The 23,144-nt window shown below is 75.3% G+C and carries 20 protein-coding genes; 12 read left to right on the top strand and 8 right to left on the bottom strand.

Features of this window, described 5'->3' with window-relative positions; all coding sequences use genetic code 11:
* Positions 1-51: 51 nt before the first annotated feature.
* From V9U69_RS17930 to V9U69_RS17885, 10 genes are all read left to right on the top strand, one after another.
* Positions 52-1,170 carry an FAD-dependent oxidoreductase gene (locus tag V9U69_RS17930; protein ID WP_337063218.1) on the top strand — a complete coding sequence of 373 codons (1,119 nt, stop codon included), beginning with the start codon at positions 52-54 and terminating at the stop codon, positions 1,168-1,170.
* A gap of 85 nt (positions 1,171-1,255) precedes the next feature.
* Positions 1,256-3,316, top strand: a complete 2,061-nt coding sequence (uvrC, locus tag V9U69_RS17925) for an excinuclease ABC subunit UvrC (RefSeq protein WP_337063217.1) — start codon at positions 1,256-1,258, stop codon at positions 3,314-3,316.
* 99 nt (positions 3,317-3,415) lie between these two features.
* Entirely contained in the window at positions 3,416-4,435 is a 1,020-nt protein-coding gene (rapZ, locus tag V9U69_RS17920) for an RNase adapter RapZ (RefSeq protein ID WP_442907815.1), read from the top strand.
* Positions 4,432-5,481 (top strand): gluconeogenesis factor YvcK family protein, encoded by a 1,050-nt coding sequence (locus V9U69_RS17915; protein WP_337063215.1) that lies wholly within the window; start codon positions 4,432-4,434, stop codon positions 5,479-5,481. The genes rapZ and V9U69_RS17915 overlap by 4 nt, the downstream gene beginning before the upstream one ends.
* A gap of 88 nt (positions 5,482-5,569) precedes the next feature.
* Positions 5,570-6,550: a DNA-binding protein WhiA gene (gene whiA / locus V9U69_RS17910; protein ID WP_337063214.1), complete on the top strand. Its 981-nt coding sequence runs from the start codon at positions 5,570-5,572 to the stop codon at positions 6,548-6,550.
* Between the two features lie 205 nt (positions 6,551-6,755).
* A complete protein-coding gene (gap, locus tag V9U69_RS17905) occupies positions 6,756-7,760 on the top strand; it encodes a type I glyceraldehyde-3-phosphate dehydrogenase (RefSeq protein WP_337063213.1) in 1,005 nt (334 codons plus the stop codon).
* A 101-nt stretch (positions 7,761-7,861) separates the two neighbouring features.
* Complete coding sequence (locus tag V9U69_RS17900) at positions 7,862-9,088, top strand: phosphoglycerate kinase (protein WP_337063212.1); 1,227 nt, start codon at positions 7,862-7,864, stop codon at positions 9,086-9,088.
* Positions 9,089-9,135: 47 nt separating this feature from the next.
* On the top strand, positions 9,136-9,921 hold the full coding sequence (tpiA, locus tag V9U69_RS17895; RefSeq protein WP_337063211.1) for a triose-phosphate isomerase: 786 nt from the start codon (positions 9,136-9,138) through the stop codon (positions 9,919-9,921).
* A 121-nt stretch (positions 9,922-10,042) separates the two neighbouring features.
* Positions 10,043-10,294, top strand: a complete 252-nt coding sequence (secG, locus tag V9U69_RS17890; protein WP_337063210.1) for a preprotein translocase subunit SecG — start codon at positions 10,043-10,045, stop codon at positions 10,292-10,294.
* Between the two features lie 79 nt (positions 10,295-10,373).
* Positions 10,374-10,724 carry an RNA polymerase-binding protein RbpA gene (locus V9U69_RS17885; RefSeq protein ID WP_242124483.1) on the top strand — a complete coding sequence of 117 codons (351 nt, stop codon included), beginning with the start codon at positions 10,374-10,376 and terminating at the stop codon, positions 10,722-10,724.
* A gap of 95 nt (positions 10,725-10,819) precedes the next feature.
* Here the strand turns inward: V9U69_RS17885 and pgl are convergent, their stop codons facing one another.
* From pgl to tkt, 5 genes are all read right to left on the bottom strand, one after another.
* Positions 10,820-11,572, bottom strand: coding sequence for a 6-phosphogluconolactonase (pgl, locus tag V9U69_RS17880; protein ID WP_337063209.1), 753 nt, complete (start codon positions 11,570-11,572; stop codon positions 10,820-10,822).
* Entirely contained in the window at positions 11,569-12,840 is a 1,272-nt protein-coding gene (gene opcA / locus V9U69_RS17875; RefSeq protein WP_337063208.1) for a glucose-6-phosphate dehydrogenase assembly protein OpcA, read from the bottom strand. Before opcA ends, pgl begins: the two co-directional genes overlap by 4 nt.
* A gap of 61 nt (positions 12,841-12,901) precedes the next feature.
* Positions 12,902-14,437, bottom strand: coding sequence for a glucose-6-phosphate dehydrogenase (gene zwf / locus V9U69_RS17870; RefSeq protein ID WP_337063207.1), 1,536 nt, complete (start codon positions 14,435-14,437; stop codon positions 12,902-12,904).
* Positions 14,434-15,555 (bottom strand): transaldolase, encoded by a 1,122-nt coding sequence (gene tal / locus V9U69_RS17865; RefSeq protein ID WP_337063206.1) that lies wholly within the window; start codon positions 15,553-15,555, stop codon positions 14,434-14,436. Before tal ends, zwf begins: the two co-directional genes overlap by 4 nt.
* Positions 15,556-15,682: 127 nt before the next feature.
* On the bottom strand, positions 15,683-17,776 hold the full coding sequence (gene tkt, locus V9U69_RS17860; protein ID WP_337063205.1) for a transketolase: 2,094 nt from the start codon (positions 17,774-17,776) through the stop codon (positions 15,683-15,685).
* 386 nt (positions 17,777-18,162) lie between these two features.
* On the opposite strand from tkt, the gene V9U69_RS17855 reads away from it, so the two are divergent.
* A complete protein-coding gene (locus V9U69_RS17855; RefSeq protein WP_337063204.1) occupies positions 18,163-19,185 on the top strand; it encodes a heme o synthase in 1,023 nt (340 codons plus the stop codon).
* Between the two features lie 290 nt (positions 19,186-19,475).
* Here V9U69_RS17855 and V9U69_RS17850 read toward each other — a convergent pair whose 3' ends face one another.
* The 3 genes from V9U69_RS17850 to V9U69_RS17840 all read right to left on the bottom strand — a co-directional run bounded on the left by V9U69_RS17850 (position 19,476) and on the right by V9U69_RS17840 (position 22,220).
* Complete coding sequence (locus V9U69_RS17850; RefSeq protein WP_442907820.1) at positions 19,476-20,366, bottom strand: COX15/CtaA family protein; 891 nt, start codon at positions 20,364-20,366, stop codon at positions 19,476-19,478.
* An 88-nt stretch (positions 20,367-20,454) separates the two neighbouring features.
* Complete coding sequence (locus V9U69_RS17845) at positions 20,455-21,261, bottom strand: ABC transporter permease (protein WP_337063202.1); 807 nt, start codon at positions 21,259-21,261, stop codon at positions 20,455-20,457.
* Positions 21,258-22,220, bottom strand: a complete 963-nt coding sequence (locus tag V9U69_RS17840; RefSeq protein ID WP_337063201.1) for an ABC transporter ATP-binding protein — start codon at positions 22,218-22,220, stop codon at positions 21,258-21,260. Before V9U69_RS17840 ends, V9U69_RS17845 begins: the two co-directional genes overlap by 4 nt.
* Before the next feature lie 110 nt (positions 22,221-22,330).
* Here V9U69_RS17840 and V9U69_RS17835 point away from each other — a divergent pair, with 110 nt between their 5' ends.
* The gene (locus V9U69_RS17835) at positions 22,331-23,140 is read left to right on the top strand and encodes a helix-turn-helix transcriptional regulator (RefSeq protein WP_442907814.1); all 810 of its coding nucleotides are present in this window, start codon (positions 22,331-22,333) and stop codon (positions 23,138-23,140) included.
* The last annotated feature ends 4 nt before the right edge of the window (positions 23,141-23,144 follow it).

Below are 23,144 nucleotides of genomic sequence, written 5' to 3'. Positions count from 1 at the left end.
GGCCGTGCGCAGCAGCACGGCGGGGCGGCGCAGGGGGAGGGGAGAGGACCCGTGAGCGCACCGACTCTCACGCGCCCGCAGGCGCGTGCCGGGACGGACCTGCCGATCGTCGTCGCCGGGGGAGGCTCGCGCGGCCTGGCGGCCGCGGAGGCCCTGCTCGACGCCGGCCGGCCGGTCGTCGTCGTCGAGGCCGCCGACGCGGTCGGTGGACTGGCCCGCTCCGTCGAGCTGTGGGGGTCGGCGCACTCCCTCGCCGCGCACGGCGTGCCCGCCACCGCCGGAGCGGGGGTGCCCGCGCAGTGGCTGGACCTGGCCGGGGGGCACGTGGAGCGCACCGCAGCCCACCGGGTCACCGTCCGCGCCGGCCGGTCCGCCGGCCCGGTGCGGCCGGCCGGGCGGCTCGCGCGCTCGGCCGCCCGCCTCTCCGGCGCCCCGGCCCGCGCCGGGCGGCACGACGTCCTCAGCCCCGCGGCCGGCACGGGCGCCCTGTGGGCGGAGCTGGCCCGCCGGCTGCGCGCGCGCGGCGCGGACCTGCTGCTGGGCACCACGGCAGTCGGCCTGGAGGTGCAGGACGGCCGCGTGCGCGGTCTGCGCGTGCGCGACGCCGCGGGCGAGCGCGTGCTCGCCGCCAGCGGTGTCGTCGACGCCCTGCCCGCCCACCGCCGGCTGCTCGCTCCCGGGGCGGTGGCCGTCGCGCGCAGCCTCGACACCCACCTCGTGCACCTGCTCGTGGCCGCCCCCGAGGGTGCGCCCGTCGGGCCACCCGTGCACGAGGTCACCGTCGAGGACCCCTCCCTGCGCACCCACCGGCTGACCGCGGCCCGCGCCTGGCGCCCCCGCGCGCTCGCCGGCCCCGGCGGCGCCGTCCTGCGCGCCGAGCTGCGCACCGGCGCCGACGACGAGGTGGCCGGCCTGGACGACGCCGCCCTGCGCGACCTCGTCGTGGCCGAGCTGCCCGCCCTGGGGGTGCTCCACCCGGTGCGGGTGCTGGAGCACGCGGTGGTGCACCTTCCCGCGAGCGCACCCGTGCCCGGGGCCGCCCTGGCCGAGGTCCCCGGCGCCCTGCCCGCGGGGCTGGTGCGCGCCGAGGACGGCCCGGTGCCCGGTGCGGGCGACGGGCTGCCCGCCGGGCGGGCCGCCGCCGCGCGGTCGCCGCTGGCCGTCCGCTGACGGCTCCCGGGCGCCGGGCCGGCACCGGCTCGGCGCCCGGCGGCTCGGTGCCCGGTGTGTCGTCGGCGCGTCCTAGCCTCTAGGCGTGCCCGACCCCTCCACCTACCGCCCCAAGCCGGGGGAGATCCCCGACGAGCCGGGCGTGTACCGCTTCCGCGATCCGCAGGGGCGCGTAATCTACGTCGGCAAGGCCAAGAGCCTGCGCCAGCGCCTGGCCAACTACTTCCAGGACGTGTCCGCCCTGCACCCGCGCACCGCGGCGATGGTCACCACCGCCGCGGGCGTGGAGTGGACCGTGGTGTCCACCGAGGTGGAGGCCCTGCAGCTGGAGTACTCCTGGATCAAGGAGTTCGACCCGCGCTTCAACGTCAAGTACCGCGACGACAAGTCCTACCCGTACCTGGCGGTCACGATGGGTGAGGAGGTCCCGCGCGTGCAGGTGGTGCGCGGGTCCAAGCGCCGGGGCACCCGCTACTTCGGCCCCTACACGCACGCCTGGGCCATCCGGGAGACCGTCGACCTGCTGCTGCGCGTCTTCCCGGTGCGCACCTGCTCGAACGGGGTCTACAAGCGCGCCGCGGCCTCCGGCCGACCGTGCCTGCTCGGCTACATCGACAAGTGCTCCGCGCCCTGCGTGGGACGCATCCCGGTGGACGAGCACCGGGCCCTGGCCGGCGACTTCTGCGACTTCGTCGCCGGCAACACCGCCCGGTTCGTGCGCCGCACCGAGCGGGAGATGCGCGCCGCGGCCGCCGAGCTGGACTTCGAGCGCGCCGCCCGGCTGCGCGACGACCTCGGCGCGCTGCAGAAGGCCCTGGAGAAGTCCGCCGTCGTGCTGCCCGACGCGACCGACGCCGACGTGTTCGCCGTCGCCGACGACGAGCTGGAGGCCGCCGTGCAGGTCTTCCACGTGCGCGGCGGGCGGGTGCGCGGCCAGCGCGGCTGGGTCGTGGAGAAGGTCGAGGACGTCGGTCCCGCCGAGCTGGTCGAGCAGCTGCTGCTGCAGGTCTACGGCGGCGAGAGCGGCGAGAGCGTGCCCCGCGAGGTGCTCGTGCCGCACCTGCCGGCCACCGGCGAGGCCGAGGTGGAGGACTGGCTCGGCGAGCTGCGCGGCTCGCGCGTGGACCTGCGGGTCCCGCAGCGCGGCGACAAGCGCGCCCTCATGGAGACGGTGCAGCGCAACGCCGTCCAGGCGCTGGCGCTGCACAAGACGCGCCGCGCGGGGGACCTCACCACCCGCAGCCAGGCGCTGCAGGAGCTGCAGGAGGCCCTGGGCCTGGACGAGGCGCCGCTGCGCATCGAGTGCTTCGACGTCTCGCACACCCAGGAGACGAACGTCGTGGCCTCCATGGTGGTCTTCGAGGACGGCCTGCCGAAGAAGGGCGACTACCGCCGCTTCAGCGTGCGCGGCGACGAGGGCGGCCTCGACGACACCCGCGCCATGCGCGAGGTCCTGACCCGTCGCTTCCGCCGCGCCCGCGCCGGGGAGGACGCCGGCGCGCTCCCCGTGGCCGGCGGGACCGAGGCCGCGCTCGAGGACGCCCGCGCCGCGGGAGCGACCGGGGACGGCGCGGGGCTGGAGGTCGTGGAGGTCGACGGCGAGGCGGGCCCGGCGCTCCCCGGCGGCCTGGACCCGGAGACCGGCCGGCCGCGCCGCTTCGCGTACGCGCCCAACCTCGTCGTGGTCGACGGCGGCCGGCCGCAGGTCGAGGCGGCCGCGCGCGCTCTCGCCGACGCCGGCGTGGTCGACGTGGCCCTGTGCGGGCTGGCCAAGCGGCTGGAGGAGGTGTGGCTGCCGGGGGAGGAGCACCCCCTGGTGCTGCCGCGCACCAGCCAGGGGCTGTTCCTGCTGCAGCGCGTGCGCGACGAGGCCCACCGCTTCGCCATCACCTACCACCGGGCCAAGCGCAGCCGCGCGATGACCGGCAGCGCCCTGGACGGCGTGCCCGGTCTCGGCGCGACGCGCCGGGCCGCGCTGCTGAAGCACTTCGGCTCCGTCAAGCGGCTGCGCGCGGCCACCGTCGAGGAGGTCGCCGCCGTCCCCGGCGTGGGCCCGCGCACGGCGGCCGCCGTGGTCGCGGCGCTCGCCGCGACCGGTGCCGGTGAGCCCGCGGTGAACACCGCGACCGGGGAGGTGCTCGACTGAGCGGGGACGTCGCGGCACCCCGGCCGACGGGGTTCTCAGTCACCGTCTGACAGCGCAGCGTGCAGGGCCTGTCGTGCGCGACACGCCCGGGGTGACAGGATGGCGCGCGTGGGAGAACCGGCCGACGACAGCACCGACGCCCGCGCCGACGTGCCGGCCACCGGCTCCGGGGAGGTCCCCGCACCGGCACCGCGCGAGGAACCGGGCGAGGAACCGGGCGAGGGCTCGCACGGGCAGGCGCCGGCGGGCGAGCGCCCGCGCCGCCCCGAGCTGCTCGTCATCACCGGCATGTCCGGCGCCGGCCGCTCCACCGCCGGCAAGGCGCTGGAGGACCTCGGCTGGTACGTGGTGGACAACCTCCCGCCGCAGATGCTCGAGCCGCTCGCGGAGCTGGCCGCGCGCGCCGGGCTGTCCGTGCCGCGCATCGCCGTCGTCGTCGACGTGCGCGGGCGCAGCTTCTTCGCCCAGCTCACCGGCACCCTCGCCGCGCTCGACACCCGCCACGTCTCCCCGCGCGTGCTGTTCCTCGACGCCACCGACGAGGTGCTCGTGCGCCGCTTCGAGTCCGTGCGCCGCCCGCACCCGCTGCAGGGCGACGACCGCGTCGTCGACGGCATCGCCCGCGAGCGCGCCCTGACCGGCGACCTGCGCTCGCGCGCCGACGTCGTCGTGGACTCCTCCTCCTTCAACGTGCACCAGCTCGGCGCGCTCGTGGCGTCCCTGTTCGAGGCCGAGGGCACCGACGACCTGCGCGTGACCGTCATGAGCTTCGGCTTCAAGTACGGCACCCCCGCCGACGCCGAGCACATCGCCGACCTGCGCTTCCTGCCCAACCCGCACTGGGAACCGGAGCTGCGGCCCCTGACCGGCCAGGACGGCCCCGTCTCGGAGTACGTGCTGGCGGCCGAGGGCGCCCGCCCCTTCCTCGACCGCTACGTCGAGGCGCTGGAGCCGGTGCTGACCGGCTACCGCCGCGAGAACAAGCGCTACGCGACCATCGCGTTCGGCTGCACCGGCGGCAAGCACCGCTCGGTGGCGATGGCCGAGGAGCTCGGGGCGCGCCTGCGCGGCACCGGCGTGGTGGTGCGGGTGCTGCACCGCGACCTGGGGCGCGAGTGAGCCTGCCCACCGGCCCGATCCCCGTCACCGGCGCGCTGCCGTCGCGCGGCCCGTCCTCGGACGCGCCCGCGGTCGTCGCCCTGGGCGGCGGGCACGGGCTGTCCGCGTCCCTGTCGGCCCTGCGCCACCTCACCGACCGGCTCACCGCCGTCGTCACCGTCGCCGACGACGGCGGCTCCTCCGGGCGGCTGCGCCGGGAGCTCGGGGTGCTGCCCCCCGGCGACCTGCGCATGGCCCTGTCGGCGCTGTGCGACGACTCCGAGTGGGGCCGCACCTGGCGCGACGTGCTGCAGCACCGCTTCGACTCGGGCGGCGGGCTGCACCAGCACGCCACCGGCAACCTGCTGATCGCCACCCTGTGGGAGCTGCTCGGCGACGAGGTCACCGGCCTGGACTGGGTGGCCCGCCTGCTCGGCGCGCGCGGGCGGGTGCTGCCGATGGCCGCCGTGCCGCTGGACATCGAGGCGGACGTGCTGGGCCTGGTGCCCGGGGACGAGACGGCCGTGACGGCCGTGCGCGGCCAGGTCGCCGTCGCCTCCACCGCCGGGCGCGTCAGCGGGGTGCGCCTGGTGCCGCCGGACCCGCCCGTGCCCGCCGAGGTGCTGCACGCCGTGCGCACCGCGGACTGGGTGGTGCTGGGGCCCGGTTCGTGGTTCACCAGCGTCCTGCCCCACCTGCTCGTGCCGGCCCTGGCGCAGGCGCTGTGCGGGACGAGCGCGCGGGTGTGCGTGACGCTGAACCTGGCCGGTCAGCCCGGGGAGACCGACGGGTTCAGCGCCGAGGAGCACCTCGAGGTCCTGGCCGCCCACGCGCCCGGCCTGCGGGTGGACGCCGTGCTCGCCGATCCGGTGGCCGTGGCCGACCCCGCCTCGCTGGCGGTGGTCGCCGACGGGCTGGGGGCGCGGTTGCTGCTGCGGCCCGTGGCGCTGGGCGACGGCACCGCCCGCCACGACGCGCTGCTGCTGGCGGCGGCCTACCGCGACGTCTTCGCCGGCCCGCCGGGGCCCGCCCGGGGTGCGGCGGTGGCACCGTGGGGTGCTCCGTGAGGGGCCCCCGGGAGCCGGGCGGGCCCGGCACGCAGGAGGTGGCGCGGTGCGCGCCGCAGGGGGACGCGACGTCCGAGGAGGACAGGGCATGGCGATGACGGCGGCGGTCAAGGACGAGCTGAGCCGGCTGCCGGTGACGACCACCGCGGCCCGCAAGGCCGAGGTGTCGGTGATGCTGCGCTTCGCCGGGGGCCTGCACATCGTCTCCGGGCGCATCGTCATCGAGGCGGAGCTGGACTCCGCCTCCATCGCGCGCCGGCTGCGCCGCGACATCGCGGACGTGTTCGGTCACCCCAGCGACCTGCTCGTGGTGCAGGCCTCCGGGTTGCGGCGCGCCACCCGCTACGTGCTGCGCGTGGCGCGCGAGGGGGAGTCGCTGGCGCGGCAGACGGGCCTGCTGGACGCCCGCGGCCGTCCCGTGCGGGGCCTGCCCTCCCACATCGTCTCCTCCTCCACGCAGATCGCCGAGGCCGCCTGGCGGGGGGCGTTCCTGGCCCGCGGCTCGCTCACCGAGCCCGGCCGCTCCGCCGCGATGGAGGTCACCTGCCCCGGCCCGGAGGCCGCGCTGGCCCTGGTGGGCGCCGCACGGCGCCTGGAGCTGTCCGCCAAGGCCCGGGAGGTGCGCGGGGTGGACCGCGTCGTCCTGCGCGACGGCGACGCCATCAGCGCGCTGCTGACCCGCCTGGGCGCGCACGACGCGATGATGACGTGGGAGGAGCGGCGGATGCGCCGCGAGGTGCGCGCCACCGCCAACCGCCTGGCCAACTTCGACGACGCCAACCTGCGCCGCTCGGCGCGCGCCGCCGTGGCCGCCGGGGCGCGCGTGGAGCGGGCGCTGGAGCTGCTCGGCGACGACGTGCCCGACCACCTGCTGCAGGCGGGCCGGCTCCGCCTGCAGCACAAGCAGGCCAGCCTGGAGGAGCTGGGGCAGCTCGCCGACCCGCCGATGACGAAGGACGCCATCGCCGGGCGCATCCGCCGGCTGCTGGGCATGGCGGACAAGCGCGCCGCCGAGCTGGGCGTGCCGGGCACGGACTCGGGGCTGACGGCCGACATGCTCGACGCCTGAGGCGCGTCCCGCGGGCGCGCTCGGGGCCGCGTCCGGGCCCCGGCCCGGCGTCGTGACCCACCCCCGCTGCACCCGACGTGACGCAGGCCATAGGGTCGACCCCGTCGCCGCGGCGCTGCGGCGGGCGCAGCACGAGATGAGTACGCAGACGAGTACGCACAGTTGACGCGCCCGGGAACGCCCGGTGCGTCGAGGAGGAGAGCGCATGACCACCAAGGTCGGCATCAACGGCTTCGGCCGCATCGGCCGCAACTTCTTCCGCGCCGCGCTGGCCTCCGGCGCGGACCTCGAGGTCGTGGCGGTCAACGACCTCACCGACGCGAAGGCGCTGGCCCACCTGCTCAAGCACGACTCCGTGCTGGGCAAGCTCGCCGAGGACGTGCGCGTGGACGGCGACTCCATCGTCGTCGGCTCCCGCAGCGTGAAGGTCCTGGCCGAGCGCGACCCGGGCAAGCTGCCCTGGGGCGAGCTGGGCGTGGACGTCGTCATCGAGTCCACCGGCTTCTTCACCGACGGCGAGAAGGCCAAGGCGCACGTCGAGGCCGGCGCCAAGAAGGTCGTCATCTCGGCGCCCGCCAAGAACGACGACGTCACCGTCGTCATGGGCGTCAACGACGGCGACTACGACCCGGCGAAGCACACGATCATCTCCAACGCGTCGTGCACCACGAACTGCCTGGCGCCGCTGGCGAAGGTCCTCAACGACGCGTTCGGCATCGAGCGCGGCCTGATGACGACGGTGCACGCCTACACCGCCGACCAGAACCTGCAGGACGGCCCGCACAAGGACCTGCGCCGCGCCCGCGCCGCCGCCCTGAACATCGTCCCCACCAGCACCGGTGCGGCCAAGGCCATCGGCCTGGTCCTGCCCGAGCTGAAGGGCAAGCTGGACGGCTACGCGCTGCGCGTGCCGGTCCCCACCGGCTCCGCCACCGACCTCACCGTCACGCTGAGCCGCGAGGTCAGCGCCGAGGAGGTCGACGCCGCGTACCGGGCCGCCGCCGAGGGCCCCCTGAAGGGCTACCTGGTGTACTCCGACGAGGAGCTCGTCTCCAGCGACATCGTCACCGACCCCGCGTCCTGCATCTACGACTCGGGCCTGACCAAGGTCATGGGCGACCAGGTGAAGGTCGTCGGCTGGTACGACAACGAGTGGGGCTACTCCAACCGCCTCGTCGACCTCGTGAAGCTGGTCGGCAGCTCCCTCTAAGCCCCTCCACCGGCCCGGGGCACCGCGCCCCGGGCCGGTGAGGGCTGCCCGCAGCCCCCTCGACCCCGCCACCGCGCACGAGACGCCCCACCGGAGGAACCGTGAAGACCATCGACGACCTCGAGCAGCAGCTCGGCGGCCTGCGCGGCAAGCGGGTGCTCGTGCGCAGCGACCTCAACGTGCCGCTGGACCGCTCCGGCGGCACGCCCCGCATCACCGACGACGGCCGCGTGCGCGCCTCCGTGCCCACGCTGCGCCGCCTGCTGGACGCCGGCGCCCGCGTCGTCGTCACCGCCCACCTGGGCCGCCCGAAGGGCGAGCCGGAGGAGAAGTACTCCCTGGCGCCGGTGCACGCCCGCCTGGCCGAGCTGCTCGAGGGCGTGGACGTCTCCTTCTGCCCGGTCACCGTCGGCGACGAGGCCACCGCCGCCGTCGAGGCGCTCGCCGACGGCTCCCTGGTGCTGCTGGAGAACGTGCGCTTCAACGCCGCCGAGACCAGCAAGGACGACGCCGAGCGCGGTGCGTTCGCCGACCGGCTCGCCGCCCTGGCCGACGGCTACGTCTCCGACGGCTTCGGCGCCGTGCACCGCAAGCACGCCAGCGTCTACGACGTCGCGCAGCGCCTGCCGCACGCCGCCGGCGGCCTGGTCGCCACCGAGGTGGAGGTGCTGCGCCGGCTGACCGCGTCCCCCGAGCGCCCCTACGCGGTGGTGCTGGGCGGCTCGAAGGTCTCCGACAAGCTCGGCGTCATCGACAACCTGCTCGGCTCGCTGCTCACCTCCGGGGACCGGATCCTCGTCGGCGGCGGGATGGTCTTCACCTTCCTCAAGGCCGCCGGTCACGAGGTGGGCAGGTCCCTGCTGGAGGAGGACCAGCTGGAGACGGTGCGCGGCTACGTCCGCACCGCCGCCGAGAAGGGCGTGGAGCTGGCGCTGCCCACCGACGTCGTGGCGGCCACCGCGTTCGCCGCGGACGCCGAGCACGACGTGGTGCCCGTGGAGGCCATCCCGGCCGACAGGCTCGGCCTGGACATCGGCCCCGCCTCCGCGAACGCGTTCGCCGCGCAGCTCGCCGACGCGCGCACCGTGTTCTGGAACGGCCCGATGGGCGTGTTCGAGATGGAGCCGTACGCCGGCGGCACGCGGGCCGTCGCCCAGGCCCTGGCCGACTCGGAGGCGTTCAGCGTCGTCGGCGGCGGCGACTCGGCCGCCGCCGTGCGCACGCTCGGCTTCGCCGACTCGCAGTTCGGTCACATCTCCACCGGAGGCGGGGCCAGCCTGGAGTACCTCGAGGGCAAGCAGCTGCCCGGCCTCGACGTGCTCGGCTGACCGGCCCGCACGACGCCGACCGAACCCCCACCCGAGGAGGACCCGACGTGGCCCGCACCCCCCTGATCGCCGGGAACTGGAAGATGGTCCTGGACCACCAGCAGGGCACCCTGCTGGTGCAGAAGCTGGACTGGACGCTGAAGGACGCCAAGCACGACCACAGCGCCGTCGAGGTCGCGGTGCTGCCCTCGCACACGTCCCTGCGCACGATCCAGACCCTGATCGAGGGCGACAAGCTGGCGATCAAGCTCGGCGCGCAGGACGTCTCCGCGCACGAGTCCGGTGCCTACACCGGTGAGGTCTCCGCCGCGCAGCTGGCCAAGCTGGGCGTCGAGTACGTCGCGGTGGGCCACTCCGAGCGCCGCCAGTACCACGGCGAGGACGACGCCACCGTGCGCGCCAAGACCGCCAAGGCCCTCGAGCACGGGCTGACCCCGATCGTCTGCGTCGGTGAGGCGCTGGACGTGCGCAAGGCCGGTGAGCACGTGGCCTTCACCGTGGGGCAGGTCACCGCGGCCCTGGAGGGCCTCAGCGCCGCGCAGGTGGCCGGGCTCGTGCTGGCCTACGAGCCGGTGTGGGCCATCGGCACCGGTGAGGTCGCCACGCCCGAGGACGCGCAGGAGGTGTGCGAGGCGGTGCGCACCGCGGTCGCCGGGCAGTTCGACGCCGAGACCGCGCAGGCCGTGCGCATCCTCTACGGCGGCAGCGTCAAGCCCGCCAGCATCGCCGCCATCATGAAGCAGCCGGACGTCGACGGCGCCCTCGTGGGCGGTGCCAGCACCGACGCCGGCGACTTCGCGGCCATCGTCCGCTACCGCGACCACCCCGCCTGAGCGCGGACCGGAGCACGCCACCGGCGGCGCGTCCCCCGGGACGCGCCGCCGATGGCCTACCCTGGTCCCGCACCGACCCGGTCGGCCCGCGGCGCGGGCGGCCTCGAGACGAAGGATCCGCGTGACCGTCCTCCGCACCGTGCTGCAGGTCCTGCTGGCGCTGTCCAGCCTGTTCCTGACGCTGCTGATCCTCATGCACAAGGGCAAGGGCGGGGGGCTGTCGGACATGTTCGGCGGCGGCGTCACCACCAGCCTGTCCGGGTCGAGCATGGCCGAGCGCAACCTCAACCGCTTCACGGTCGGGGTCGCCCTGCTGTGGTTCGCGTCGATCGTGCTGCTCGGCCTGCTGCAGCGGTTCACCGACGACTTCTGACGCCGGCACCCGGCCGAGCGGCCGGCAGCCAGCACGACCAGCACCACACCGCGAGAGCGGACGAGGGGAGACGTTCAACGTGGCAGGTGGCAACGCCATCCGGGGCAGCAGGGTCGGCGCCGGCCCCATGGGGGAGGCCGAGCGCGGGGACACCGCACCGCGCATCCGCATCTCCTACTGGTGCGCGAACGGGCACGAGACCAAGCCCAGCTTCGCGGAGGAGTCGGGCGTCGAGCCGCCGGAGACGTGGGACTGCCCGCGGTGCGGCTTCCCGGCCGGCACCGACCGGGCCAACCCGCCGGCCCCGCCGCGCAACGAGCCGTACAAGACGCACCTCGCGTACGTGAAGGAGCGCCGCAGCGACGCCGACGGTGAGGCGATCCTCAACGAGGCGCTGGAAGGGTTGCGCGCCCGCGGCCTGATCCGCTGAGACACCGGCGGGCGCCCGCGCACCGGCCCCGCACGCACGAAGGCCCCGACCGGGGAACGGTCGGGGCCTTCGTGCGTGCGGGGCCGGTGCGCCGGTCAGCCGGGCAGCTCCGCGGCCGCCGCTGCGTCCACCAGCCACAGGGTCGACTCCGTGCCGCGCACCCCGGCGGCGGGGGTGGCGCTGACGTCCTCCCCGGCCACGCCGCGCGCCACGGCACCCGCCTTCTCCGCGCCGGAGGCGACCACCCACACCTGCCGTGCGCGCGCCAGCGCACCGAAGGTGAACGACAGGCGCACCGGCGGCGGCTTGGGCGACTCGCGCACCCCGATGACGCTGGACTCGTCCCGCGCCAGGCCGGGGTGGTGCGGGAACAGGGAGGCGACGTGCCCGTCCGGTCCCATGCCCAGCAGCAGCACGTCGAACGCAGGCACCTCGGCGCCACCGGCCGCCGCCGCCAGCTCGGCGGCGTACCGGGCGGCTGCCGCGTCCGGGTCGTCGCCGTCCGGCCCGTCGGAGGCGGGCGGTTCGTGCACCGTCGCCGGGTCCAGGTCCAGCGCGTCGAGCAGGGCGCGCCGCGCCTGCGTGGCGTTGCGGTCCGGGTCCCCGGCCGGCAGGAAGCGCTCGTCGCTCCACCACAGGTGCACGCGGCGCCAGTCCACCGCGTCGCGCGCGGGGGAGGCGGCGACGGCCTCCAGGGTCTTGCCGCCGATCGTGCCGCCGGTCAGCGACACGTGGGCCACGCCCCGCTGGGCGAGGGCGTCGGTGACGGCCGACAGCAGCCGACCGGCGGCCGCGTGCGCCAGCACCTCGGGGGTGGGGTGGACGACGACCAGGGGGTGCGCGCTCACGCCGAGGTCCTCCGGCTCGTGCGTCCAGCGGTACCGCCGGACGCGGCCCGCTTCGCGGGGGCGGCCTTCTTCGCGGTGGTCTTCTTCGCGGCCGCGTTCCTGCCGGTCGCCGTCCGCTTCGCGGCAGCGGCCTTCTCAGCCGGTGCCGTCCCGCGCTCCGAGGCGTTCTCGGAGTGCTCGTCGTTCGGCACCGCGGTGCCGCCGACGCGCTGCGTGGGCTCGGTGGGCCGGGCCCGCTTCATCGCCCGGGACACCCGCGCCGACTCCACCTCCGCCGCCGCCTGCTCGCGCGCCGTCTCGGCGGGCGGGCGCAGTCGGCCCTGCGCCTGGGCGGCACGCACCGTCACGACCTTGGAACCGACCTTCGGCAGCCCGTCGCGCAGCACCTCGCCGTAGACCTCGTCCGGGTCCAGGCGGCGCAGCTCCTCCGACAGGCAGTCCTTGACGGGACGGCGGGCCAGCGCCATGCGCCGGTCCGGCTGGCCCGGCTGCGTCAGCGTCGCCACGTTCTGGTCGGGACGCACCAGCTCCACGGCGCCCGAGGGGCGCTCCAGGCGCACGCTCTGCACGCCGGTGCCCTTCTTCGTGCGGGCCCGCAGCACCGGGGCCTTCAGCTTCACGGCCAGCCACGCCGCCAGCAGCTCGGTGCTCGGGCTGTCCGGGGCCCCGGCCACCGTGATGGAGGTGACGCGCTCGAAGGGAGGCTGGTCCAGCGCCGCGGCGAGCAGGGCGCGCCAGTTCGTCAGTCGCGTCCAGGCCAGGTCGGTGTCCCCGGCGCGGTAGGTGGCGCGGCGCTGCTCCAGGGCCTTGCGCGGGTCGCGGGACTCGGCGGAGTCGGTGATCCGGCGCTGCGCGATCCGCCCGATGGGGTCGTTCGCGAGGTCCTCCGGTGCGGTGCCCGGCCACCACGCCACGATCGGCGCGTCCGGCAGCAGCAGCGACACCACCGTGGTCTGACCGTGCTCGACGAGCGGGCCGTACGCGCGCAGCACCACGACCTCGCTGGCCCCGGCGTCGCCGCCCACCCGGATCTGGGCGTCCAGGCGAGCCGCGCCGCGCTTGTTGCCGCGGGCCAGCACGAGCACCCGGCACGGGTGCTCGCGGCTGGCCTCGTTGGCCGCGGCGATCGCGTCCTCGGCGTGCGCGTCGTCGGTGACGACGACGAGCGTGAGCACCCGGCCGAGCGCGACCGCGCCCCCGGAGTCGCGCAGGTCGACCAGGGCCTTGTTGATGGCGCTGGTGGACGTGCTGGGCAGGTCGATGATCACTTCGTCCGCTCCCCGTCGAGGTGCTGTCCGGTCCTGGGGTCCGCCGCCGAGGCGGCGCGCCTCACGGCCGCCGCCACGAGCGGCCGGTGCGCTCGAGCATCGCCGTGGCCGAGGCCGGTCCCCACGTGCCGGACGCGTACGGCTCGGGCTTGCCGTTGCGGGCCCAGAACTCGATGATCGGGTCCAGGATCTTCCAGGACAGCTCGACCTCCTCGTGCCGGGGGAACAGCGGCGGGTCGCCGAGCAGCACGTCCAGGATGAGCCGCTCGTACGCCTCGGGGCTGGACTCGGTGAAGGCGTGGCCGTACCCGAAGTCCATGGTGACGTCGCGCACCTCCATCGCGGTGCCCGGCACCTTGGAGCCGAACCGCAGGGTGACGCCCTCGTCGGGCTGCACCCGGATCACCAGGGCGTTCTGCCCCAGCTCCTCGGTGGCGGTGTGCTCGAAGGGCAGGTGCGGCGCCCGCTTGAAGACCACGGCGATCTCCGTGACCCGCCGGCCCAGGCGCTTGCCGGCGCGCAGGTAGAACGGCACGCCCGCCCAGCGGCGCGTGTCGATCTCCAGCTCGATCGCCGCGAACGTCTCGGTCGTGGAGTCCGCGGGGATGCCCTCCTCGTCCAGGTACCCCTTGACGTGCTCGGAGCCCTGCCACCCGGCGGAGTACTGCCCGCGCGCGGTGGAGCGGGACAGGTCCTTCGGCAGCCGGACCGCCGAGAGGACCTTCGCCTTCTCCGCGCGCAGGTCGGCCGCGTCGAAGGAGACCGGCTCCTCCATCGCGGTCAGGGCCAGCAGCTGCAGCAGGTGGTTCTGGATGACGTCGCGGGCCGCGCCGATGCCGTCGTAGTAGCCGGCGCGGCCGCCGATGCCGATGTCCTCGGCCATCGTGATCTGCACGTGGTCGACGTGGTTGGCGTTCCACAGCGGCTCGAACATCTGGTTCGCGAACCGCAGGGCGAGGAGGTTCTGGACCGTCTCCTTGCCCAGGTAGTGGTCGATGCGGAACACCGAGTCCGCCGGGAAGACGTCCTCGACGACGGCGTTGAGCTCGCGGGCGGACCTCAGGTCGTGCCCGAACGGCTTCTCGATGACCACCCGTCGCCACTGGTCGCCGTGCTGGGCGCTCAGGCCGCTGCGGGCCAGCTGCTTGGCGACCACGGGGAAGAACCGCGGCGGGATCGACATGTAGAACGCGTGGTTGCCGCCGGTGCCGCGCACGCGGTCAAGGTCCGCCACGGTCGCGGCCAGCTGGTCGAAGGCCTCGTCGTCGTCGAACTCGCCGGGCACGAACCGGAAGCCCTCGGCCAGCTGCGCCCACACCGACTCGCGGAAGGGCGTGCGCGCGTGCTGGCGCACCGAGTCGTACACGATCTTGCCGAAGTCCTGGTCGACCCAGTCGCGGCGGGCGAACCCGGTGAGGGCGAACCCCGGCGGGAGCAGCCCGCGGTTGGCGAGGTCGTAGATCGCCGGCATCAGCTTCTTGCGGGCCAGGTCGCCGGTGACACCGAACATCACCATCCCGCACGGCCCCGCGATCCGCGGCAGGCGGCGGTCGCGGGGGTCGCGCAGCGGGTTCGTGCCCGCCGGGGTGGGGTTCACTTGCCCTCGACCTGGGTCTTCACGCGGTCCAGCTCGTCGGTGACCGTCTGCAGCAGCTCGGTCCAGCTCTTCTCGAACTTCTCCACGCCCTCGCGCTCGAGCAGGTCCACCACCTCGGTGTAGGACACGCCCAGGCGCTCGAGGTCGTCCAGGACGGCCTGCGACTCGCCGTAGGAGCCGCGGATCGTGTCGCCGGTGACCTCGGCGTGGTCGATGGTGGCGTCCAGCGTCTTGCCCGGCATGGTGTTGACCGTGTTCGGCGCCACCAGCTCCGTCACGTACAGGGTGTCCGGCAGGTTGGGGTCCTTCACGCCGGTGGAGGCCCACAGCGGCCGCTGCGCCTTGGCGCCGGCCTCCTTCAGCACCTGCCAGCGCGGGGTGGCGAAGACCTCCTCGTAGGCCTGGTACGCCAGGCGGGCGTTGGCCAGACCGGCCTTGGAGCGCAGCGCCTTCGACTCGTCGGTGCCGATGGCGTCCAGGCGCTTGTCCACCTCGGAGTCCACGCGGGAGACGAAGAACGAGGCGACCGACTCGATCTTCGAGATGTCCAGGCCCTTCTGCTGCGCCTGCTCCAGACCGGTGAGGAACGCCTGCATGACGGCGCGGTAGCGGTCCAGGGAGAAGATCAGCGTGACGTTGACGCTGATGCCCTCGCTGATGGCCGTGCTGATCGCGCCCAGGCCCTCGACGGTCGCCGGGATCTTGATGTACAGGTTGGGGCGGTCCACCGCGGCCCACAGCTTGCGGGCGGACTCCTCGGTGGCCGCGGTGTCGTGCGCCATGCGCGGGTCCACCTCCAGGGAGACCCGCCCGTCGAGGCCGTCGGTGCGGTCGAAGACCGGGCGCAGCACGTCGCAGGCGCGGCGCACGTCCTCGGTGGTGATCTGGAAGACCGCCTCCTCGGTGTCCGCACCGGCGGCGATCAGCTCCTTCACCTGGTCGGTGTAGGCGTCGCCCTTGGCCAGGGCCGTGGCGAAGATCGTCGGGTTGGACGTCACGCCCAGCACACCGGCGTCGACGAGCCGCTGCAGCTCGCCGGAGTCGGTCAGCTCGCGCGACAGGTCGTCCAGCCACACCGACACGCCGTGCTGGCGCAGGGTCTCGAGGTTGTTGCTCACGGGATCTCTCCGTTCCGTTCGTCCACCGCGGGCGCCGGGACGGCGCCCTCTGCGCTGGCGCCCGCACCCGGTGGGGGGACGCCGGAGCCCCGCGGGGCCGCCGGTCGGCGGCCCCGCGGGGGAAGGGTCACTGCAGGCCGGCCAGGCTCTCCTTGGCGGCCGTCACGACGGTCTCGTCCGTCAGGCCGAACTCCCGGTACAGGTCCTGGTAGTCCGCCGAGGCGCCGAAGTGCTCGATGCTCACCACGCGGCCGGCGTCGCCGACCAGCTCGTGCCAGCCCTGGCCGATCGCGGCCTCCACCGACACGCGGGCCTTCACCTGCGGCAGCAGCACGGTGTCGCGGTACGACTGCGGCTGCGCGTCGAACCACTCGCGGCACGGCATCGAGACCACGCGGGTCGGGATGCCGGCCTCCTCGAGCTTCTCGCGGGCGGCCACGGCGATCTGCACCTCCGAGCCGGTGCCCATGAGGATCACCTGCGGGGTGGCCGCGGAGGCCTCCACCAGCACGTAGCCGCCCTTGGCGGTGCCCTCGGCCGCGCCCCAGCCGGGCTGCGAGCGGTCGAAGGTGGGCAGGTTCTGCCGGGACAGCGCCAGACCCGCCGGGCGGTCGGTGTTCTCCAGGACCGTCCGCCACGCCCACGCGGTCTCGTTGGCGTCGGCCGGGCGCACCACGTCCAGGCCCGGGATGGCCCGCAGCGACGCAAGGTGCTCGATCGGCTGGTGCGTGGGGCCGTCCTCGCCCAGGCCGATGGAGTCGTGCGTCCACACGTACGTCACCGGCAGCTTCATGATCGCCGCCAGGCGCACCGAGGGGCGCATGTAGTCGCTGAACACCAGGAAGGTGCCGCCGTAGGGGCGGGTGCCGCCGTGCAGGGCGATGCCGTTGAGGATCGCGCCCATCGCGTGCTCGCGGATGCCGAAGTGCAGGGTGCGCCCGTACGGGTTGCCGTCCCACGTCTTCGTCGTGCGGCTGGCGGGCAGGAAGGACGGCTCGCCCTTCATGCTCGTCAGGTTCGACTCCGCGAGGTCGGCCGAGCCGCCCCACAGCTCCGGCAGGACCGGGGCCAGCGCGTTGAGCACCTCGCCGGAGGCCTTGCGGGAAGCGATCGCCTTGCCCGGCTCGAACACGGGCAGCGCGTCCTGCCAGCCGTCGGGCAGCGTGCGGGTGCTCATGCGGTCGAACAGCTCGGCGCGCTCGCCGGCGCCCTTCCGCCACGCGTCCAGCCGGCCCTGCCACTGCTCGCGCAGCGCCTTGCCGCGCTCGCGGGCGGCGCGGGTGTGCGCGATGACGTCCTCGGACACCTCGAAGGTCTGCTCGGGGTCGAAGCCGAGCACCTCCTTGGTGGCCTTGACCTCGTCCTCGCCCAGGGCGGAACCGTGCGACTTGCCGGTGTTCTGCAGGTTCGGCGCCGGGTAGGCGATCGTCGTGCGCAGGACGATCATCGACGGCTTGGTGGTCTCCGCCTTCGCCGCCTGCAGCGCGTCCCACAGGCCCTGCACGTCCTCGGTGTACGGGCCCTCGCCGCCGTTGGTCCAGTCGAGGGTCTGCACGTGCCAGCCGTAGGCCTCGTACCGCTTGCCGGTGTCCTCGGCCAGCGAGATCGCGGTGTCGTCCTCGATCGAGATGTGGTTCGCGTCGTAGATCGCGATGAGGTTGCCGAGCTCCTGCACGCCGGCGATGGCCGAGGCCTCCGCCGCCACGCCCTCCTGGATGTCCCCGTCCGAGGCCAGCACGTAGATGGAGTGGTCGAACGGGCTGGTGCCCGCCGGCGCGTCCGGGTCGAGCAGACCGCGCTCGCGACGGGCCGCCATCGCCATGCCGACGGCGGAGGAGATGCCCTGGCCCAGCGGGCCGGTCGTCATCTCCACGCCCGCGGTGTGGCCGTGCTCGGGGTGCCCCGGGGTCTTGCTGCCCCACTTGCGCAGCGCCTTCAGGTCGTCCAGCTCCAGGCCGTAGCCGGCCAGGTACAGCTGGATGTAGAGGGTGAGGCTGGAGTGGCCGCAGGACAGGACGAAGCGGTCGCGTCCCGTCCAGTCCGGCGCGGCCGGGTCGTGCTGCATGAGCTTCTGGAACAGCGTGTAGGCGACGGGGGCCAGGCTCATCGCCGTGCCGGGGTGCCCGTTGCCCGCGCGCTGCACGGCGTCCATCGCCAGGACGCGGACGGTGTCGACCGCCTTGCGATCGAGATCGCTCCACTCGAGGCTCTGCTGGCTCACGTGTCTCCTCCCGTGCGAACCAGCCGACCGTCCAGCGCCGCCGGGGCGGTGGGGGAACCGGCCGTGGTCCGCTCTCTGTCTGCGTCTCGTTCGTCCCCGGCGCCGTCACCGGTACCCGGTGCGGCACGGCGCCGCTGCCCGGGGGCTGCGACGGGACCCGGGCCGCCCGCGGTCGTCGTCAGTGGCACCGGCCGTGGGCCGTCGCGCGGGGCGACGGCGGGCGGGCCGGCGGATCACTGCACGACGAGCCTACTCGCAGGGCAGCGTGGCGCAGCTCACGGCCGGTCGCGGGGGTCCGGGACGCCACGGCGCGCCCCGGACAACGACACGACGTAATAGAGGCGTAGCATCGCTCCTGCCCGCTGCCGCCTCGCCCAGAGGATCCTGTGACTGTCGTCGACCCGCGTCCCTCCGACGCCCCTGCGCACTCGCGGCCCCTCCTGGGACGCCGGCGCGGGGCTCCCCGGGGACCCAGCCGGTTCCCGCGCGCCGCGGCGTACCTCGCCCTGACGAAGCCGCGCATCATCGAGCTGCTGCTGATCACCACGATCCCCGTCATGGTGTTCGCGGCCGGCGGACTGCCGCCGCTCGGCCTGGTGCTGGCGACGTTCGTCGGCGGCGCCCTCGCCGCCGGCTGCGCCAACACGCTGAACTGCTACTTCGACCGCGACATCGACGCGCTGATGAAGCGCACCGCGAAGCGGCCCCTGGTCACCGGTGAGGTCACCCCGCGCCAGGCGCTGGTGTTCGCCGCCGCCCTCGGGGTGGCGTCCGTGGCGCTGTTCGTGGCGTTCGTCAACGTGCTCTCCGCGGTCCTCGCCGTCGCGGCCATCGCGCTGTACATCCTGGGCTACACGCTGCTGCTGAAGCGGCGCACCTCCCAGAACATCGTCTGGGGCGGCGTCGCCGGTTGCATGCAGGTGCTCATCGGCTGGACGGCCGTGACCGGCCGCCTCGACTGGGCGCCGTTCGTCCTCTTCGGCGTCATCTTCCTGTGGACCCCGCCGCACTACTGGCCGCTGTCCGTGCGCTACCGCGAGGACTACGCCAACGCGGGTGTGCCGATGCTCCCCGTGGTCGCCCGCCCCACCACGGTCTCGCGCCAGATCGTCGCCTACACCGTGGCGATGGTGGCCTGCTCGCTGCTGCTCGTCCCCGTCGGCGGGGCCGGCCTCGTCTACGGCGTCGCCGCGCTCCTGCTCGGCGCGGGCTTCCTCGCCCAGACCGTGGGGTTGCACGCCCGCGCCCGCCGGTTCGAGCGAGAGACGGGCGGCCGCGACGCCGGCACCGTCGAGCAGCTCAAGCGCATCAGCCCCATGGGCGTCTTCCACGGCTCGATCACGTACCTGACGCTGCTGTCCGTCGCCGTGGCGGTGGACCCGTTCGTGCGGATCGCCTGGCCCTTCTGAGGTTCCCCGCTCCGAGCCCCCGTCGACCCCCCGCGGTCGGCGGGGGCTTCTCGCGTCCCGGCCGGGCTGGGGCCGCGGTGGTCACCGTGGTGGGGCGGTGGCGGGTGCCCGGTCCGGCTCTCCGCCCGCTGTCCCGTGCACCGTCTCGCCTCCGTGCGCGGGGCGGGCTCCGGACGCCGGCCCACGCACCCACCACCCGGCCGCCGACCTGACCGCGGTGACGGGAGCCACCAGCCAGGTACGACGAACGCCGGGCACCCGAGGGGCGCCCGGCGTTCGCGCCGGTCGCGTCAGGCCGTGGCTGCCGTCGGGGCCGGGGCGGCGGGGGAGAGCGCCTCGCGGGGGGCGGTGAGGGCGCACAGCAGGCGGACCTGGAAGACCACGAGGGCGCAGGCGCCGGCCATGTGGACGGCGACGAGGACCCAGGGCAGGTCGGTGAAGTACTGCACGTAGCCGACGACGGCCTGCGCCAGCGTCACGAGCAGCAGCTGCACGGAGGCGCGGCGGGCGGCGGCGGGGGCCGCCGTGGCGCGCAGGGCCACGACGACGCCCACCAGCAGGCCGGTGTAGGCCATGACGAGGTCGGCGTGCAGCCAGCTGACGGACTGCGGGTCCAGGCCGAAGCGGGCGGGTTCGTCGGCGTCGCCGGAGTGCGGGCCGGAGCCGGTGACGACGGTGCCGACGACGACCACCGCGTACAGCACGACCGCGGACAGCCAGGCGGCCCCGCGCACCTCCCGGCGCACGACGGGCTGCCGGGGTCCGGGCGCTTCCAGGCCGCGCCGCCACAGGACGGTGGAGGCGGTCACCAGCAGCGTCGAGACGAGGAAGTGGGTCATCACGTACCCGGGGGCGAGCTCCTTGTGCACGGTGATCCCGCCGATGACGGCCTGCGCGAGGATGCCGAAGATCAGCAGGCCCACGTACGGCAGGAGGTCGCGGCGGCGGTTGCGCCACACCACCACCAGGCAGGCGAGCGCCAGCAGCCCCACCAGGCCGGTGAGGGTGCGGTTCCCGAACTCGATCCACTTGTGGTAGCCCTCCGCCTGCACCACCACGGGGGTGTAGGAGCCGGGCACGCACTCGGGCCAGGTGGGGCAGCCCAGGCCGGAACCGGTCAGGCGCACCACGCCGCCGGTGACGACGATGAGGCACTCGCCGAGCACGTTCAGCAGCAGCACGAGGCCACCCCACGTGCCGAGCGCGCGCGCGGGTGCGCCGGTCCGGGTGTCCACGCCTGCGGGGGCGGAGGTCAGTCCCACGTGCTCACTACTCCCAGGAGAACCATCGGGCGGACGCGGCGGCGGCGGCGACCGCCCACGCGAGGAGGACGAGCAGCGGGCCGGCGGCCACCGCGTGCTCGGTGAGGGCGCTGCGCAGGGCGGTGCCCAGGGCCCCGGACGGCAGCGCGGAGGTCAGCGCCGGCACCGGTGAGGGCAGCACCAGGCCGCCCCCGGCCAGCAGCAGCACCCACACGAAGTTGGCGGCGGCCAGGGTGGCCTCGGCGCGCACGGTGCCCGCCAGCAGCAGCGCGAGCGCCGTGAAGGCGGCGCAGCCGAGCACGAGGGCGGGCAGCGCCGCGAGCAGGCCGAGCGGGTCCGGCCGCCAGCCGCAGGCGACGGCGACGGCGCACAGCACGACGACCTGGACGCCCACGAGCGCGGCGACGGCCCCGGCCTTGCCGGCCAGCAGCCCCGTGCGGCCCAGCGGGCTGGTCGCCAGCAGGCGCAGCACGCCGTTGCGGCGGTCGAAGCCGGTGGCGATGGCCTGGCCGGTGAACGCGGTGGAGACGACGGCGACGGCCAGCACCCCGGCCAGCGCCAGGGACGGCCGGTCGCCCCGGCCGAGGTCGACGGAGGTGGTGCGCGCGGCGGCCACCAGGACGATCACCGGCAGCACGAGGGTGAGCAGGAGCTGCTCGCCGTTGCGCAGGGCGACGCGGGTCTCCAGACCCGCCTGGCGCAGGGTGCGGCGCAGGAAGGGAGCGGCGGTGCCGCGGGGGGCCAGGTCCAGCGCGGGGCGGGGGGCGCCGGCGCCGGTCGGTGCGCCGGAGGCGGCCACGCGCGCGCCGTTCACCGCAGGGTCCGGCCGGTGAGGTCGAGGAACACGTCCTCGAGGGTACGGCGCGCGGCCCCCAGGCCCTGGGGGAGCACGTCGTGGGTGGCGCACCAGGAGGAGACGGTGGCGGCGGTGCGCGGGTCGGCGGGCACGCCGGTGACGGCGTAGCGGCCCGGCTCGGTCTCGGCCACCACCGCCCCGGCGGGCAGGGCGGCGGTCAGGGAGGCGGTGGGCAGGCCGGTGGGTGCGGTGAACGTCAGGGCGGCGGTGCCGCGGGTCAGCTCGGCGGGGGAGCCGGAGGCCACGACGCGCCCGTGGTCGACGACGACGACCTCGTCCGCCAGCCGCTCGGCCTCCTCCATCAGGTGGGTGGTCAGCAGCACCGCGACACCGGCGTCGCGCGCCTCGCGCACCACCTCCCAGACCGCCAGCCGGGCCTGCGGGTCGAGCCCGGCGCTGGGCTCGTCGAGGAAGAGCAGCTCCGGTCGCCCCACGAGGGCGCAGGCGAGGGCGAGGCGCTGGCGCTGACCGCCGGACAGGCGCCGCACGCGGGTCCGGGCGAAGGACGCCAGCCCGAGGCGCTCGGCGAGCGCTCCCACGGGCAGCGGGTCGCTGTGCAGGCCGGCGACGTGGCGCAGCACCTCCAGCGCGCCGACGCCGGTGGGCAGACCGCCGTCCTGCAGGACCACGCCGACGCGCGGGCGCAGGGCGGCGCCGTCGGTGGCGGGGTCCCGGCCCAGCACGCGCAGGGTGCCGGAGTCCACCCGCCGCAGCCCCTCGCAGCAGGCCACGGTGGTCGTCTTGCCGGCGCCGTTGGGGCCGAGCAGCGCGGTGACGCGGCCGCGGTGAGCGGTGAAGCTCAGCCCGTCCAGGACGGCGGTGCCGCCGAAGCTCTTGCGCAGCCCGCGCGCCTCGACCGCGGGGGCCGCGGCGTCGCCCGGTGCGGGGGCGGGGGGTTCGGGGGAGGCGACGGCCACGGGGCACGAGTCTACGAGCCGCGGTAGTAGCCGCGGTCCGCCGCGGCTGTGTCCCGCCTCACCTCCCCGCCGGGGCCCCCGGTTCCGACAGTGGAGACGAATTAGGTAACATGGGTGTTGTGGAATTGGTGAGGATCACCTCACCTCGGGGCGAGACCGCCGGGGGTGAGCCGAACGCCGCGGAGCTGCGCACGCGCACCCGCGTGCACGCCGCCGTGGCCGAGCTCGGCCCCGTCAGCGCCGCCCGCATCGCCGAGCTGCTCGGGCTGACCGGTGCCGCCGTGCGCCGCCACCTGGACGCGATGGTCGCCGAGGGCGTCCTGGAGGCGCGCGAACCCGCCCCCGGTCGCCGCCGCGGCCGCGGGCGTCCGGCCCGCGAGTTCGTCGTCTCCAGCGCCGGCCACGACGCGATGACCTCCGGCTACGACGAGCTGGCGGTGGCCGCGCTGGCGCACCTGGCCGCGGTCCAGGGCCCGGACGCGGTGGCGGGCTTCGCCGAGCAGCGCTTCGCGGCGCTGGGCGAGCGGCTGGCCGCCTCCGTCGACCCCGCCGTCCCCGTGCCGGAGCGGGTGCGCGCCCTGGCCGCGGCCCTGGCCGTGCAGGGCCACTCCGCCTCCGCCCGCCCCGTCGGCCGCGGAACAGCGGCCGAGGGGACCCAGTTGTGCCAGGGGCACTGCCCCGTGCGTCGGGTCGCCGAGGCGTTCCCGGAGCTGTGCGAGGCCGAGCGGCGCGCCTTCGAGCGCGTGCTGGGCACCCGGGTGCAGCGCCTGGCCACGCTCGCGCACGGCGACCACGTGTGCACCACCTACGTGCCGCACGAGCCGGGCGACGGCCCGCTCGCGCGGCCGCACGAACCGCAGAACCGCACCGCCGCCCCCGCCGCGGGGAACCGGACGCCGACGGAAGGACGACGACCGTGACCGA

The organism is Kineococcus sp. G2, from assembly GCF_037154035.1.
Taxonomy (GTDB): Bacteria; Actinomycetota; Actinomycetes; order Actinomycetales; family Kineococcaceae; genus Kineococcus.
This window is presented reverse-complemented; position numbering and strand designations above follow the sequence as displayed.

Excerpts from the sequence above, each read along its gene's own strand:
- whiA (WP_337063214.1), top strand. The coding sequence starts at position 5,570 with ATGGCGATGACGGCGGCGGTCAAGGACGAGCTGAGCCGGCTGCCGGTG.
- rapZ (WP_442907815.1), top strand. The coding sequence starts at position 3,416 with ATGGCGCGCGTGGGAGAACCGGCCGACGACAGCACCGACGCCCGCGCC.
- gap (WP_337063213.1), top strand. The coding sequence starts at position 6,756 with ATGACCACCAAGGTCGGCATCAACGGCTTCGGCCGCATCGGCCGCAAC.
- V9U69_RS17835 (WP_442907814.1), top strand. The coding sequence starts at position 22,331 with ATGGGTGTTGTGGAATTGGTGAGGATCACCTCACCTCGGGGCGAGACC.